12 protein-coding genes are annotated in these 15,717 nt (G+C 36.5%); 4 read left to right on the plus strand and 8 right to left on the minus strand.

The window, feature by feature from the left end; all coding sequences use genetic code 11:
- Positions 1–23 precede the first annotated feature (23 nt).
- From ABN763_RS12765 to ABN763_RS12775, 3 genes are all read right to left on the minus strand, one after another.
- The gene (locus ABN763_RS12765; RefSeq protein WP_410485867.1) at positions 24–1,871 is read right to left on the minus strand and encodes a trehalase family glycosidase; all 1,848 of its coding nucleotides are present in this window, start codon (positions 1,869–1,871) and stop codon (positions 24–26) included.
- On the minus strand, positions 1,849–3,075 hold the full coding sequence (locus ABN763_RS12770) for an MFS transporter (RefSeq protein WP_410485868.1): 1,227 nt from the start codon (positions 3,073–3,075) through the stop codon (positions 1,849–1,851). Before ABN763_RS12770 ends, ABN763_RS12765 begins: the two co-directional genes overlap by 23 nt.
- Positions 3,076–3,159: 84 nt before the next feature.
- Positions 3,160–4,878, minus strand: coding sequence for a sodium:solute symporter (locus tag ABN763_RS12775; RefSeq protein ID WP_410485869.1), 1,719 nt, complete (start codon positions 4,876–4,878; stop codon positions 3,160–3,162).
- Between the two features lie 304 nt (positions 4,879–5,182).
- Here ABN763_RS12775 and ABN763_RS12780 point away from each other — a divergent pair, with 304 nt between their 5' ends.
- Entirely contained in the window at positions 5,183–6,208 is a 1,026-nt protein-coding gene (locus ABN763_RS12780) for a LacI family DNA-binding transcriptional regulator (RefSeq protein ID WP_410485870.1), read from the plus strand.
- Positions 6,209–6,224: 16 nt separating this feature from the next.
- Here ABN763_RS12780 and queG read toward each other — a convergent pair whose 3' ends face one another.
- On the minus strand, positions 6,225–7,154 hold the full coding sequence (gene queG, locus ABN763_RS12785) for a tRNA epoxyqueuosine(34) reductase QueG (protein WP_410485871.1): 930 nt from the start codon (positions 7,152–7,154) through the stop codon (positions 6,225–6,227).
- A gap of 115 nt (positions 7,155–7,269) precedes the next feature.
- Between queG and ABN763_RS12790 the strand changes: the two genes are divergently transcribed.
- From ABN763_RS12790 to ABN763_RS12800, 3 genes are all read left to right on the plus strand, one after another.
- Entirely contained in the window at positions 7,270–8,025 is a 756-nt protein-coding gene (locus ABN763_RS12790; RefSeq protein WP_410485872.1) for an ABC transporter ATP-binding protein, read from the plus strand.
- Positions 8,026–8,027: 2 nt separating this feature from the next.
- Positions 8,028–9,203, plus strand: a complete 1,176-nt coding sequence (locus ABN763_RS12795; protein WP_410485873.1) for an ABC transporter permease — start codon at positions 8,028–8,030, stop codon at positions 9,201–9,203.
- Positions 9,204–9,360: 157 nt separating this feature from the next.
- Complete coding sequence (locus ABN763_RS12800; protein ID WP_410485874.1) at positions 9,361–10,728, plus strand: TlpA family protein disulfide reductase; 1,368 nt, start codon at positions 9,361–9,363, stop codon at positions 10,726–10,728.
- 7 nt (positions 10,729–10,735) lie between these two features.
- Here ABN763_RS12800 and ABN763_RS12805 read toward each other — a convergent pair whose 3' ends face one another.
- The 4 genes from ABN763_RS12805 to ABN763_RS12820 all read right to left on the minus strand — a co-directional run bounded on the left by ABN763_RS12805 (position 10,736) and on the right by ABN763_RS12820 (position 15,699).
- Complete coding sequence (locus ABN763_RS12805; protein ID WP_410485875.1) at positions 10,736–11,167, minus strand: hypothetical protein; 432 nt, start codon at positions 11,165–11,167, stop codon at positions 10,736–10,738.
- 90 nt (positions 11,168–11,257) lie between these two features.
- On the minus strand, positions 11,258–12,586 hold the full coding sequence (locus ABN763_RS12810; protein WP_410485876.1) for a cytochrome P450: 1,329 nt from the start codon (positions 12,584–12,586) through the stop codon (positions 11,258–11,260).
- Positions 12,587–12,743: 157 nt separating this feature from the next.
- A complete protein-coding gene (gene ruvB, locus ABN763_RS12815; protein WP_410485877.1) occupies positions 12,744–13,766 on the minus strand; it encodes a Holliday junction branch migration DNA helicase RuvB in 1,023 nt (340 codons plus the stop codon).
- 133 nt (positions 13,767–13,899) lie between these two features.
- Complete coding sequence (locus ABN763_RS12820) at positions 13,900–15,699, minus strand: cbb3-type cytochrome c oxidase subunit I (protein WP_410485878.1); 1,800 nt, start codon at positions 15,697–15,699, stop codon at positions 13,900–13,902.
- Positions 15,700–15,717: the final 18 nt, after the last annotated feature.

The following is a 15,717-nucleotide window of genomic DNA, read 5'->3' on the forward strand; positions in this document are numbered from 1 at the left end:
ATTTCAATGGATTTTAAGCAATTCTAAAACAGTTTATCCGGATCTTTTAAACTGTCTAAATGCTTTTTTAAATCATCTGACAATAATGACAAACCGCATTGATATGAAGCGTTCATCCACCCAAAACCACTGGTAGTTATGTATTCAAAATCAGTTCCAACATTACCGTATTCGGCATATACCTTGTGAGTACAGTTAACCACGTCATACTTCTCTGGAATTGTACCATTATAATCGACTGCATTTCTAGTAATCATCCAGAGCCAACGATAAATAAGTTCTTGCATTTCTTTATGATAACTATACTGCATTAACCCTTTCCAGATTAGCATCTGATGAGGAGCCCAACCATTAGGATAATCCCATTGACGCTGATGCTTTCCAGCAGCAATAGTACTTGCCATTTTTTTTGACGTACCCGCAACGCCCCCTTTTTCTTTTAGATTGAACAATAAATTCCTTACCATTACCGCCGCCTGATGATCATCACATAATCCGGACCATAACGGAAAATAATTGGAAGCTGACTCGAAACCGGTTCGTTCTTTAGTCTTAAAGTTATAGTCATAGTAAACTCCATCGTCCTCATCCCAAAGAAACTTATTCATCAATGATTTTCTTTTTGATGCTTGCGAATTCCAGTACTCAGTTGTTTTACCTTCGAATTCTCCGTTAAAGTAAGAAGTTATTAAGTGGGCAAAATCAACTTCATATTTATATAATAGCGCGTTTAAATCGACGGTATTTAGATCGGCACATACATTATCTAAACGCCAAGTTGTATCATGACCATTTTCACGTACACTTCGATCGTGCACAAAGTATTCGTCAAGATCTTTGTCTATCAATCTTCTTTCTGCATATTGTTTTTCAAACTCTGCTACAGTAAGCTTGTATTTTGCAGCAAACTCACTTAAAACCTCATCAAAATGCCCTGCTTCGGTTTCCGGAGGAATTCCAATTCCTTCCGCTAAATACCTATTGAGTCCGTTATCGCAAAGACGCTTTCCTTCAACCATCCAGACTGTTTCGTATTCTTTAATAGCAACCGACAGGGTTTCAGCTAACCATGTTTTGTCTTTAGAAGAATCAGCTTCGTAAACTTCTCGGATGTAAGAACTTAAAAAGGGAGGCTGTGTTCTAGTAAGGTAATAGGTACGATTGGCGTTTAAAATCTTACCATAATGTGTTATTTGATAACAGAAATTATCTACCATTGCTTTTGCAAGATCTATTCTGTTGTCTAATAACAAACCAACACCTTCAAAATATGAATCCCAGCCATACATTTCATTAAAACGTCCGCCTGGCACTACAAAAGGGACTCCTTTTTCACCAACTAACTTTAATGAAAGGATTCCTGGTTTTGAATTGATAGATTGCACATATTCAGCAGTAATATCTTTTGGTAGTATTACCACTTCAAGCTGAACACTTTCTTGTTGAAGTTGTTGATAGTACGAAATCGCTTTTTCATCAGTCGTAGGGACATATACTCTTTGTGTTTGGTCCGCTGACTTCTCATCACCTACTATTCTCGCCAATCCTTCTTTATCAATTGTTCTTGTTAAATCATCCCAGAAATAATCTTTGATCATTCGAGATATTCTATCGCTAGGCGCCTCTTCAATATGTGATAAAGGAATGATTGCTTCCTGTTTTCCTTCTCTTTCCTGAATGACTAATTCTTGCATTAAATTAGATAAGAAATACGTTCCTATTACTTCGTAAGAATTCCCATTTTCATCTAGAATTGTAAAAGCTTTAGGGCCTTTATCTTCCTTGGTTATTTTTTTATCACCATCGGTATCTTCTTGTAAGAGAAGTTTTGAAAGGGTATTCTGGATGTTAAGCTTGAATACTTTTTTCATTGGTCAATCTTTTTAGAATAAAGTAACAAATGAGAAGAACAGTCATTGGTATCAAGGTAAAATAAAAAGCTTTTTGAGCCCCAACTTCTTTAAATAAGTAACCGATTATTCTGCTACCTAAAGTTCCACCAAGTGCTGAAAATATTACAATTAATCCAGTCATCGGACTATGAACATTTTTGGGCAAAGCCGATAACACTACTGAATTCAAAAGTGGATATATAGGAGCGATAAATAATCCAATAATAGGAAAGGCAAAACCAAGAAACGGAATATCTGCAAGGCTACTTATTTCCTGAACTTCTAAACTTAGAAGTCTTGGTAAAACAAAAACCACTAATAGCATTGCAATAATAGTACATGCAGATAGTACATAAATCCAATTTATTTTACGAGTTAGTGCTCCGGCTAACAATCTTCCAATTCCCAATGAAATTGCAAGAATACTTGCCATCATGATTGCCAAGTTTTCTGTCAACCCCAAAACTCTTTCATTAAAGGTAGGCAACCACGTCATGATTCCCTGTTCGATCATCACAAAAAGAAATGCACTAATAACAAATACTATAATTAGTAATTTACTAAGCAATTTGAACATTTCTATAAAATCTTCTTTGACATTGCTTCCTGCTGGTTTCGGTGGATTTTCAAATTTTGTAAAAAGCAAAATCAAAAATGAAACAGTAGTCATTGCCGCAAGTAACCAATAAACGTTTAACCAGGCATCCGGTTTTCCTTCGGTGTTAAATGCCGGAAACAAATAATATGCTAATGCTATTCCGAACATGAAAACCCCTTCAACAGAGCTCATTAAAGAATTGTGTTCTTTTGTTCCGTTAGTTACAAGTCCTATTACCGAATAAACTGACACTTTTATTAATGCAAAGGATGCTCCCACAGTGGCAAACAATACTTTTGCAGTATCAAAAGAATTACCAAAATACATAGTAATACACCCTACAGTCACAAGAGCCAAAGCAATTAGCATCGCTTTTTTATAACCTAGTCTCGGTAAGAACGACGCAACTACAAAAGAGACAATCGCTATAGGAAGATCCTTAAAGGCCTCTAAAATACTGGCCGTATCTTCTGCAACACCATAGTTATTAAGTGACTTCAGAATAACAATTCCAACACTGTTCAATAGTATTGCAAAAACAAAATAGTTAAGAAATAAGGATAGTTTAACACCGATATTTTTCATAAAGTACAGTTTAAAAAGAAAGAGCGAATTGCATAACCCTTCAAAGACTGTGCATTTCGCTCTTTTTCATAATTTATGTTCCTGCTACCAGAACCATCCTACCAACAGGGCCGTTAGAATTAGCAAGATAATTGACAGTATTCGATAATTTTTATACCAAGGTAGTGATTTAAGCTCTTCGGTTTCTTCTGTGAATAAACTCTTCTTATATGTATAATCAGCTATTTGACTCATATCTGGCGCCTTTGTAGCCAGACTAATCACTACATGTACAAAAACACTTATAACAAATAAAATATTTGCTTTCATTAAAAAGTGAAGTTCGTTTAATTCTGGTGAAATTTCAAACACCATAGATAAAACCATAAATAGTGCAATAGCGCCACCAATTAAAAGGCTAATAAAAGCTCCTGATGAAGTTGCTCTTTTCCAGAACATTCCCAATAAGAAGGCCGACACCACCGGTGGGCACGTAAATGCAATTACAGCTTGCAAGTACCCCCAAAGCGAATCACTTACTTTTTCAATAAATGGCACCCAAAGTGATGCCAAAATTACCAGTACTAAAGTTGCTATTTGTCCAGCTCTTACCAGCTGCTTGCTAGTCATTTCTGGGCGTAGTTGCTTTACAAAATCCATTGTAATAAGAGTAGAAGCTGAATTGAACGTTGCCGAAACCGACGACATCATTGCAGCCAGTAAGCCAGCTACCACCAATCCTAGAATTCCTGTAGGTAACAATTGGAACAATAAAACTGGATATGTCAAATTGGGACAATCGGCTAGATTAGCACACATTTCGCCATTCGGTAATGGATAATTCAAATTAGAAATATCTAATGTATTAAAGAGAATAAGAGCTAAAACACCAGGAACAATCATAATAAAAATCACAGGAAGTTTCAGCAGTCCTGCAAACAATGCACCCCAACGACCGTGGTTCAAATCTTTTGCTCCTAATACACGCTGTACCATAAACTGATTATTTGCCCAGAAATAAAACCCTAGTAAAGGCACACCGGTAAGTAGCCCCCACCAAGGCATAAACTCATCATTTATTGGTCGTACCAGACTAAATACCTCATCAGAATTAGCTGGAATATACTTACCATTTGCAGCGCGATCTTTAAAGTTAACATCGCCATTATCTAGCATAACGTTTAATTTATCCATCATGGCTTCCCAACCTCCTCCGAGTTCTTGAAAAGCAAAATAGGTGAGTAAACATGAGCCTATTATTAAAAGTACTGCTTGAATGACCTCGGTTTGAATTACTGAGTTCAATCCTCCAGGAATGGTGTAGGCTGCTGCCGCAATTGCAAGACCAATAATAATTACCGTTGAACTTGTTTCAGGAAAAAGTAGCTTTAAAACAATACTACCCACATACAGACTTGCTGCTGTATCGACCATTACATTACCAATTATGGTTACGAATGAAAAATAATACCTTGATCTACGGTCATAGCGGCGCTCTAAAAACTCAGGCATTGTATACACCTTAGATTTTAAATAAAATGGTAAAAAGAAAATAGAAAAGAATATCAGAATTACCACTGCAAACCATTCATAGTTAAAGACATTTATATTGGTTTGAAAACCATCGGAAGCTAATCCTACCAATGTAGAGCTAGAAATATTGGCAGAGAACAATGCAATCCCCACAATGGGCCACGTCATAGTACGACCCCCTAAAAAATAGTCTTCAGAACTGTCTCTTTTTGATTTTGAAATTCCATAGATAACAATACCGATTAGGTAAAATGCAATTACCACTAAATCGATGGTAGATAATCCTTCCATTTGCTAGTTGAGTTTTGATGCTTTTAAGACAAGTGCCTCAAGAGCAACTATTTAATAAAAATGACCTAATTTCATAGAAGAAACCTAAGATATCTTTATCATTTTTAAGAAATATATAAATAATTAGGTTTGAATTTGCCGAATATACATTTTTATCCCTGTAAATGAAATATCATCTTTTAAATACTATACATATAGCTTACGAAAACGTTTTGGGAAGCTCTTAACAAATAGTTGTTTTACACAATATTTTTGGTACAAGTATTTGCTATTTGTATATAAATAGTCTTATTTAGTCGCCACAATGGCACAGGTTACATTAAAAGAAATAGCGGATATTTTAGGGATTTCTGTCACTACAGTTTCGAAAGCCTTAAAAGATTATAAGGATGTAAGTGAGGAAACCAAGAAAAAGGTTCGTGAACTTGCTGCTGAATTAGATTATCAGCCCAACGCTATGGCATTGAGTTTACGTAACCAAGAATCGCGCACAATTGGGTTAATTATTCCTGAAATTGCACATCACTTTTTTGCCAACATCATTAATGGGATCATCTTAGAAGCCGAAAAACACGGTTATCTAGTTATCATCCTTCAATCAAACGAATCTTTTGATCTTGAAACAAAACAGATCGATCTTTTACTAAACAAACGAGTCGATGGTATCTTAATGTCATTATCGAATGAAACTGATTCACTGGATGCTATCAGAAAAATTATTAACAACGGCACCCCTCTTGTGCTATTTGATAAGATTTCTAAAATGGTCAATTGCAGTAAAGTGATTATTGACGACCAAAAAGCGGCCTATGAAGCTACCGAACACCTCATCAAAGCAGGTTGCAAAAAAATAGCGCACTTTAGAGGACCTTTGAATCCTCAAGGATCCATCGATCGATTTCTAGGATATAAGCGTGCTTTGGAAGATCACAATATAGCCTATGACCAATCTTTAGTATTTATATGTAATCGTATTTCGTCTCAAGAAGGTTTTGACTATGCACAGCAAGTTATCAAAGATCATCCTGATGTAGACGGTATTTTTTGTATTACGGATCTTGTTGCTGCTGGGGCCATGTCGTATTTTAATAAGAATGGTATTAAAGTTCCCGAGCAAATTGCCATTATTGGGTTTAGCAACTGGCCCATATCGTCTTTATTAACCCCTTCATTATCTACGGTCGATCAACCGGGAACCAGAATGGGAAAAGAAGCGCTTGGCATTCTAGTTGATGAAATAAATGCTAAAAAGAAAAAAGATCCTATAGAGCATCATTTAGTGCAATTACCCACTAAACTTATTGCCAGAAATTCTTCGAATAAAGCTTAAAGTAAGAGCGCAAAAGTCACTCCTTCAAAAATTGAATATTTCTGGTTAATCCCTTAAACTTAGTTCGTTTTACTGCTGACTTTTTGAATACCTTTCTAAAAACATCTTCGGTAATTTCTTCCCAATCTTTTTTGGTCATCGACAACAACTCGGGATGCGGATCGAACAAGGGTTCATTATGTGATTTAGAAAACCGATTCCATGGGCAAACATCTTGACAAACATCACAACCAAACATCCAATCATCGAATTGACCTTTTACTGAATTCGGAATTTCATTCTTAAGTTCGATGGTAAAATAAGAGATACACTTACTGCCATCAACAACATATGGTTCAACAATTGCTTGCGTTGGGCAAGCATCAATACACGCTGTGCACGTACCACAGTGATCCGTTACCTTGTGATCATAATCCAGTTCTAAATCAATAATTAATTCAGCTATAAAATAGAAAGAACCCATTTTTTGGGTTAGTACATTACTATGTTTTCCCATCCAACCAAGTCCGCTTTTTACAGCCCATGCTTTGTCTAAAACTGGGGCTGAATCGACAAAAGCGCGCCCGTTTACTGCACCTATCTCTTCATGAATAAATTCATGTAATTTCCTTAATTTCGACTTGATAACATGATGATAATCCTGACCGTAAGCGTACTTGCTTATTTTATAAGAGTCCTCGCCTTGTATTTTTTCCGGATAATAATTCAGTAACACAGACACCACACTTTTTGCATCATCAACCAGCTTAGTAGGATCTAGCCGCTTGTCGAAATGGTTTTCCATATAACTCATTTCACCATGCATGTTTTGATTGAGCCATTTTTCAAGCCGTGGTGCTTCTTCTTCTAAAAATGCTGCTTTACTTATACCACAGGACAAGAACCCTAAGCGTTTGGCTTCTTGTTTTATTAAGTTGGTATATTTGGTTTTTGAATCTATCTGCATTAGGTACTGCAACGTATAACACTAAGGATCACATTTACATCAAATTAAATTTTCATAATAAATGTAACAAAAACTACTTTTCTTACACTAACCTTCATGAACAAACTAAACTAACATGATACAAGTTCAAAATTTGACAAAATCCTTTACCTCTAAAGTCAAAAAAGGATTTAAAACCGAAACCACAACTGTAAATGCAGTAAATGACGTTTCTTTTGAATGTAAACCAGGCAGAATCTTTTCGCTACTTGGCCCCAACGGAGCAGGAAAAACTACAACGCTTAGAATGATTGCCGGAATTATTAATCCAACCTCAGGAACTGCGGTCGTTGACGGTATTGACCTAGGTAAAAGTAGTGATGCAGTAAAGAGTAGAATCGGTTTTTTGACAGGTTCGACCGGACTATATGAGCGATTGAACGCCGATGAGACCCTAGACTTTTTTGGTAAGGTGTATAAGTTAGAAAAGAATGCCGCTAAAGAACGAAAGGAATATTTATTTGAAAAACTAGGTATCAACGAGTTTCGAAAAAAACGAATTGGCCAAATGAGCACCGGTATGAAACAAAAAGTTTCTATTGCCAGAACCTTGCTTCACGATCCCGAGGTACTCATTTTTGACGAACCAACTAGCGGACTCGATGTTATTACAGCCGATAGTATTATCGACCTGATTAGAGAGTCAAAAGAAAACAACAAGACGGTGATTTTTTCATCACATATTATGAGTGAAGTCGATTTGCTTTGCGACGACTTAGCCATTATTAATAAAGGTTCGATCATTTTTAATGATTCCTTCGATACTTTCAAAAAAGAAATGAAGGCCAATACCCTAACACAAGAATTTATTAATCGCGTTAAAAACTCATAATCATGAACGATATCATTTTAATCATAAAAAAAGAACTTACTGAGTTATTGCGCGACAAGAAAACGGTTATTAACTCAATTTTACTTCCGGTACTTATAACTCCCATACTCATTATAGTTGCAACACAAGTGATGGAGTTTGTAAATAAGAAAGATGCCGCAAAAACTATTAAAATTGGTCTTTTAAATGCCCCAGATGATTTTAATCAACTGGTAAAAAACGATACCTTAAATAAGATTACCACCTTTACGGAAGAAGCTGATTTTAAAAAATTAATTAATGATGGTGATGTGCAAACCGTTTTGGTTTTTCCTGAAGATTGGAATACACAAATGGACAGTTTACGCACAGGCGAAATTAAAATATACCGCAACGAGGCGAAACGCAACGTAAATACCCGGGTAGGCAGAGTGGTTACCGCCTATACCGAAAGTATTAAAAATAACCGTATTGCCACCCTTCAAATACCAATGGAAAAACTGACTCCGGTTAAAAGAAGTTATGTAGAGGTTGGTGAGAAAAAAGAGGCAATAGGAAAAGCCATTGGCGGATTCATACCTTATATCTTTATACTCGGTATGTGGGGTGGTTGTTTGCTTGCTGCAATTGATTTGGTTACCGGTGAAAAAGAACGTAAAACCATTGAAACGACCTTATCACAACCAATATCGAAATTTAATGTGTTGATTGGCAAGACCATAGTAGCAGCATTATTAGGTTTACTGCCTGCTGTTTTTAATGTAATAGGACTTGTAGTTGGACTTCAATTTATTGATATCCCTCCTGCATTTGATAGCTTTATTAGTGAATTAGTTACGTTTGAGTCTCTAAGTATGATTCTACTGTTGTTAGTCCCATTTTCTATTTTCTTAGCGGCCTTTTTGATATCACTTATCGTTGGTGCCACCTCGTTCAAAGAGGCGCAAAGCAAAGCGGCCCCTATTATTATGGTTATTTTAATTCCGCTGGTTCTGGCATTATTACCAGGTATAGAACTTACTTGGGCAACTGTTTTTGTACCAGTATTAAACATTGGTCTTGCTGTTAAAGAAATTACCGCAGGAACAATGGATGGACTACAATATGTAGTTATTTTACTGTCTTTATTACTATTCTCGATAGGAGCCATTTACTTAAGTTATAAGCGTTTTTCTGATGAGAATGCTATTCTAAAATAAGTTCCCGTTTTTGGTTTATAACATTAAACTATATAGCTGAAACGAGAAATTTCAAACCAAATTTGTTAGTTGGTCACGAAAAGCGATGTACTTTTAATAAAGTAGGTCGCTTTTCAATTTTATAACTACCTTACGATAATAAAGAAAACTTAGTTTTATGAAAAGAATAGTGCTATTCGCTTTTTCCTTGATGTTACTTATCAGTTGTTCAAAAAAAGAGACTGTTGAATATGCATTATTTTCAGGGCAAGTAACAGGGGGCGTGGCGAAAGAAGTCATTGTAAGTGGTCCTAATTTTGAAAAGAAAATTCCCTTAAACGCCAATAACACTTTTGCTGACACATTACATATTACAGTCAAAGGGTATTATGAATTCTTTATTGGCCAGGAACGATCAGAAATATATTTTGACAAGGGAGATAACATTAATCTAACAATTAACCTTAATCTATTTGATGAATCGATAGCATATACCGGGGATGGATCAGAGAGAAATAATTTTCTTGCAGAAAAATACATGCTTAATGAAAAATCTATCGGAGAAGAGATGGCACATTATTCATTAAACCCAACTGCTTTTAAAGATAAAATCTCAAAAATTACAGAAGACAAAATTGCTTTACTGGAATCGAAGAATGTAAGTACAGATTTTAAGACTGTAGAAACGCAAAATATAAGATTTTCTTATCTTTCTTCATTACAAGAATACCCAACTGCACATAACTATTTTGTAAAGGGAGATACACTTCATTTACCCAATAATTTCTCCGAAGAACTTGACACTTTAGATCTTTACAACGACCATAACTATAAAAACTTTTCAAGTTACAGAAATCTTGTAGCCCTTAGACTATCTGAAAAAATGGGCAATATAGCAGAAACAAATGGAGGGAATTATAATGCTGCTTTCATGAAGGTAGCTAACGATATCCCTAAGGGTTATGTAAAGAATGAGTATTTACATCTTTTGGCTTTTGCAATGTTGAGTCCGTCATCAGATTTAGATGAAATGTATGCCATGTTTATGGAAAACACCTCCAATCAGGCGTATAAAGAGGAATATAAGGAAAAGTACGAAAGATTAACTGCTTTAGCAAAAGGTAGAACTTCGCCGACATTTAACTATGAAAATCACAAAGGCGGAAAAACCTCGCTCGCAGATTTAAAAGGAAAATATGTGTATATCGATGTTTGGGCAACCTGGTGTCAGCCTTGTATTGCGGAAATCCCTTCACTTAAAAAGATGGAAAGTCTATATCATAATAAAGATATTGCTTTTGTAAGTATTTCGGTCGATCGTAAAAATGCCTATGACACTTGGAAACAAATGGTAGTGGACAAAGATCTTGGCGGTATACAATTATATGCCGATAATGCGTTTCAATCGGAATTCATAACCGCGTATAGCATCGATGCGATTCCACGTTTCATTTTGATCGACCCTGAAGGAAAAATCGTCAATGCGGATGCTCCTAGACCATCTAGTACCGAGTTAGTCGCTTTGTTTGAGGAGTTAAAGATTTAATTGGGAATTAAGCGGCATCAACGTTAGCTCCCGATTTTCGCTTAGCCCATTGAATAGCTGTACTAAGATTGGTAAAGGTTCTTAAGCGGCTCTTCATAAACAACTTTTCAAAAATTGCTTTCTTAATCCCTTTTGGACGGGTATTCACCACTGCATAACCTTTAAGGCTAAAACCACTATTGTAGAATTTAATCCAGTCGGCGGGTTTTATTGAATACTGTTCAACACGGTTAGAAATATAGGTGATGTTTTTTCCATTACAATCATACAAATCACTTATCTCCTCAACCAATAACTTCGCATGCATGTCCCAGCTAAAAATAGTTCCTTCTTTAATTTCCCCTACCACAAAACCGTCACATAAGTAGAAAGTACCAAATGAAAAATTAAGTACCTGAATGGCCTCTTTGTAATATTTTGTATCTCTAAAAAGTTGCATGATCTTTTCCTACAACAATAAAACAATATTCTTACGGTTCTCCCTAATTAAATTAAGGGCTTATCGTTCAATAACTTATAAAATAGACTATTAACGCTTTTTGAACGTCAAAGTAGATTGTTCAGGTTTTAAAGTAATCATTGGCTTAATCTCGATAGATGAAAGTGAAGTACTAATTTCATACTGTTCAATAATGTGTTTTAGTACAAGAACCATTTCGTAGATAGCAAACCCATTACCAATACATAATCGAGGTCCTGCTCCGAACGGAAAGTAATAACCACTTCGACTCTTTTTATTCTCAGGAAGAAAACGATCTGGGTTGAACTGTTCTGGCTCATCCCAAAATTCGGGAGCTCGATGTATTTCGTAAAATGAAATCAAAATTTCAGACCCTTTTCTAATCTTTAAACCGTTAAATTCATCAGCTTCAAAATTAATGCGGTCGGTAAAATAAGCAGGAGGATATAACCTCATGGTTTCTTCTAAACACTGTTTGGTATATGGTAATCGTTTTATGATTTCCATATGATCTATTCCAGATGCTAAAGCATTGATTTCAGTCCATACTTGCTCCTGAATTTCAGGATGTTTTGCTAACAACAGCAGGGCAAAGCTCAGTGCGTTGGCGGTGGTTTCATGTCCAGCTGTAAATAATACCAGAATTTCATCAATAAGCTGCTCATTACTCATATGACTCCCATCTTCATATTCAGCCTGTAATAACATATCTAAAAGATCGTCATATTCAGTTTCAGAAGTTCTTCTGGTTTCGATCATTTCTTCCAAAATAGCGCGAACCTCTTTTGTATTTTTACTTGCTCTTCTAAAATCCCCTTTCAAATGAAACCACCACTTTTTGAATGGTTGTCGCAGCTCTTTAACTAACATTTCCTGATTAGAATCTGTTATATGCTTTATTCTGGCCACCTTTCCTTTTTTATCATAATAACTAAATAGTGACCTTGCTACTACATTAAATGCCAAATCACCCATTAAGTCCCATGCTTCTATTGGTTTTTCTATGGTAATCTCTGCTAGCTGTTCTTCTATGGTTTTGTTGATAATCGCCAGAAGACCTTCAATCTTCTTTTTATGAAAAGCGGGTTGTATTAAACGGCGCTGTCGCAACCAATGATCTTTATTAATTGTTAGAAGCCCTTTCCCCAAATATTTAGCAAGCTCTTCTGTTTGTAATCTAGATTTACCATAATTACGATGGTTCTTTTGTAGCATGTATTGTACAAAAGCAGCATCTCTTGTAAAGATAACATCACCCTTTCTAGGTAAATCAACCATGAATGAATCACCAAACTTTGCGAAATTCTCACGATGAAATGGCAATGGATTATTAAGAATCTGCTTGGTCTTTAAAACAACTTTGTAAAATGGGACTTTAGGGAGTTTTTTATGGTCCATTTATGCGATTTTGAGTACGACTTTTTCCTAAAATAAAGATACGGACTAACTACAGGAAAACCGCTTTAAAAAAGCATCTAAACTTCTATAAGGTTATATGATCTCGATATTTTTTTTATGATGCCGATTACATCGACTTCATGAACATATGATATATCTAAAATAATCCGCCTTGGGTGCCTCCTTTTATTCTACCCAAATGCTTGTAGGCAGCCTCTGTAACTTCTCGACCTCTTGGAGTACGGACGATGAATCCTTGTTGAATTAAAAAAGGCTCATACACCTCTTCAATCGTTTCACCGCTTTCAGAAACTGCAGTTGCTAGTGTGGTAATTCCCACAGGACCCCCTTTAAACTTATCGATAATGGTAGATAGAATTTTATTATCCATTTCATCCAGCCCATGTGCATCGACATTAAGCGCTTCTAGGGCGAATTTGGCAATTTTGATGTCAATATTACCATCGCCTTTTATTTGAGCAAAATCTCGCACTCTGCGCAATAATGCGTTAGCAATACGTGGCGTACCTCTACTTCGGCCTGCAATTTCAATTGCCGCTTCCATGCTAATGGGTACATCTAGAATACCAGCACTTCGTTGCACGATGGTTGTAAGCAACTCAGTATTATAATACTGTAGTCTGCTACTAATACCAAACCGAGCACGCATTGGTGAGGTCAGTAAGCCAGATCTTGTTGTCGCTCCTACTAAAGTAAACGGGTTTAGATTAATTTGTACAGTACGTGCATTGGGACCTGTTTCGATCATGATGTCAATCTTATAGTCCTCCATTGCAGAGTACAAATATTCCTCAACTATGGGACTTAAGCGATGAATCTCATCAATAAACAATACGTCACGCTCACTTAAATTAGTAAGTAAACCTGCAAGATCTCCTGGTTTATCTAATACCGGGCCAGAAGTGACTTTTACATCGACATCAAGTTCATTTGCTAAGATATGTGCCAAGGTGGTTTTACCTAAACCCGGAGGGCCATGCAATAAAGTATGATCAAGTGCTTCGCCTCTTAGGTTAGCAGCTTTTACAAATATCTGGAGGTTTTCAAGTACATTTTCCTGGCCTGTAAAATCATCAAAGGACAATGGGCGCAATTTGCGCTCTACATCCATTTCCTCAGGAGAAAAATGCTCGTTTGTTGGATCTAAATTCTCGTTCATAGCCGATAACACAAATATAAGGGAAATTGGGTTTCGATTTTGGTTACTATGGCGAGCAGATTACCCCAATACTAAAATAAAAAGGCTCCCAATTTCTTGAGAGCCCTTGCTTACTATTAGGTTTTAAAATATACTAGTGTTGTAATTCCTCTTCGCCGTCTTTAAGCGGTATATGTTGAGGAACAAAGTCTTCTTCATGCCCCGGTTTACTATAATCATATGCCCAACGGTGTACATGTGGTATCTCGCCCGGCCAGTTACCGTGCATATGTTCAATAGGTGCTGTCCATTCTAACGTATTCGATCTCCATGGGTTTTGCTCTGTTCTTTTACCATAGAAAATACTATAGAAGAAATTGAATAGGAATACCAATTGGAACAACCCACCAAACAAAGCGAACATGGTAATAATCACATTTACATCTTGCAAATCATCAAATAACGGGAAAGCGGTGTTTTCATAATAACGTCTTGGTAAGCCTGCCATACCGATAAAGTGCATCGGGAAGAATACCCCATACGCAGCAATCGCTGTTGTCCAGAAATGCACGTACCCCATATTCTTGTTCATCATACGACCAAACATTTTAGGGAACCAGTGATATACCCCGGCGAATAACCCGTATAAAGCCGAGATACCCATTACTAAATGGAAATGCGCCACAACGAAATACGTATCATGGACATTAATGTCTAAGGCAGAATCTCCAAGAATAATACCTGTTAAACCACCCGTAATGAACGTCGATACTAATCCAATAGAAAACAACATCCCGGGGTTCATCTGAAGATTACCCTTCCAGAGCGTGGTGATATAATTAAAAGCCTTTACTGCTGATGGAATTGCAATTAATAGGGTGGTAAACGTAAATACAGATCCTAAGAATGGGTTCATCCCTGATATAAACATATGGTGACCCCAAACAATCGTTGATAAAAATGCAATAGCCAATATAGAAGCTACCATTGCGCGGTATCCAAAAATTGGTTTACGTGAGTTGGTAGAAATAATTTCTGACGTTATACCTAGTGCTGGTAATAATACGATATATACTTCTGGATGCCCTAAGAACCAGAATAGGTGCTCAAATAATACCGGTGATCCTCCTTGGTAGTGCAACACTTCTCCTTTTAAGAAAATATCAGATAAGAAGAATGATGTACCGAAGCTTCTATCCATTATTAACAACAACGCAGCTGATAATAATACAGGGAATGAAACCACACCAATAATCGCTGTCACAAAAAACGCCCAAATGGTGAGCGGCAAACGTGTCATCGACATTCCCTTTGTACGCAGGTTCAATACCGTAACAATATAATTCAGCGATCCCAACAGCGATGAAGCAATAAATATCGCCATTGATACCAGCCATAGGGTCATACCAAGTCCCGAACCTCCTTGCGCTTCTTCTAACGCTGAAAGCGGAGGATAGATGGTCCAACCAGCTGCTGCAGGCCCTTTTGCCACAAAGAACGACGACACCATGATTACTGATGATGTAAAGAACAACCAGTATGAGACCATGTTAAGAAAACCAGATGCCATATCGCGTGCACCTATTTGCAATGGAATTAGAAGGTTACTAAATGTACCACTTAACCCAGCCGTTAGTACGAAAAATACCATAATCGTACCATGAATGGTCACTAACGCCAAATAGATATTTGGATCCATAACACCACCTTCTGCCCATTTTCCTAGGAAAAATGACATTACAGCATTAGGTTCTCCTGGATATGCTAATTGTAAACGCATTAATAAAGACATACCAATACCAATAACACCCATGATGATACCGGTAATAAGATATTGCTTTGCAATCATCTTATGGTCCTGACTAAAAATGTATTTAGTTATAAATGTTTCTTTGTGATGATGTCCGTGATCGTCGTGATCATGATCGTGCATATTGTTTGCGTGTTCTGACATAATCTTAAGGTCTTAAAT

The sequence above is a fragment of the Spongiivirga sp. MCCC 1A20706 genome (assembly GCF_046524175.1).
Classification (GTDB): domain Bacteria; phylum Bacteroidota; class Bacteroidia; order Flavobacteriales; family Flavobacteriaceae; genus Spongiivirga.

Coding starts and splice junctions, on each gene's coding strand:
- ABN763_RS12765 (WP_410485867.1), bottom strand. CDS start 1,871: ATGAAAAAAGTATTCAAGCTTAACATCCAGAATACCCTTTCAAAACTT.
- ABN763_RS12770 (WP_410485868.1), bottom strand. CDS start 3,075: ATGAAAAATATCGGTGTTAAACTATCCTTATTTCTTAACTATTTTGTT.
- ABN763_RS12775 (WP_410485869.1), bottom strand. CDS start 4,878: ATGGAAGGATTATCTACCATCGATTTAGTGGTAATTGCATTTTACCTA.
- ABN763_RS12780 (WP_410485870.1), top strand. CDS start 5,183: ATGGCACAGGTTACATTAAAAGAAATAGCGGATATTTTAGGGATTTCT.
- queG (WP_410485871.1), bottom strand. CDS start 7,154: ATGCAGATAGATTCAAAAACCAAATATACCAACTTAATAAAACAAGAA.
- ABN763_RS12790 (WP_410485872.1), top strand. CDS start 7,270: ATGATACAAGTTCAAAATTTGACAAAATCCTTTACCTCTAAAGTCAAA.
- ABN763_RS12795 (WP_410485873.1), top strand. CDS start 8,028: ATGAACGATATCATTTTAATCATAAAAAAAGAACTTACTGAGTTATTG.
- ABN763_RS12800 (WP_410485874.1), top strand. CDS start 9,361: ATGAAAAGAATAGTGCTATTCGCTTTTTCCTTGATGTTACTTATCAGT.
- ABN763_RS12805 (WP_410485875.1), bottom strand. CDS start 11,167: ATGCAACTTTTTAGAGATACAAAATATTACAAAGAGGCCATTCAGGTA.
- ABN763_RS12810 (WP_410485876.1), bottom strand. CDS start 12,586: ATGGACCATAAAAAACTCCCTAAAGTCCCATTTTACAAAGTTGTTTTA.
- ruvB (WP_410485877.1), bottom strand. CDS start 13,766: ATGAACGAGAATTTAGATCCAACAAACGAGCATTTTTCTCCTGAGGAA.
- ABN763_RS12820 (WP_410485878.1), bottom strand. CDS start 15,699: ATGTCAGAACACGCAAACAATATGCACGATCATGATCACGACGATCAC.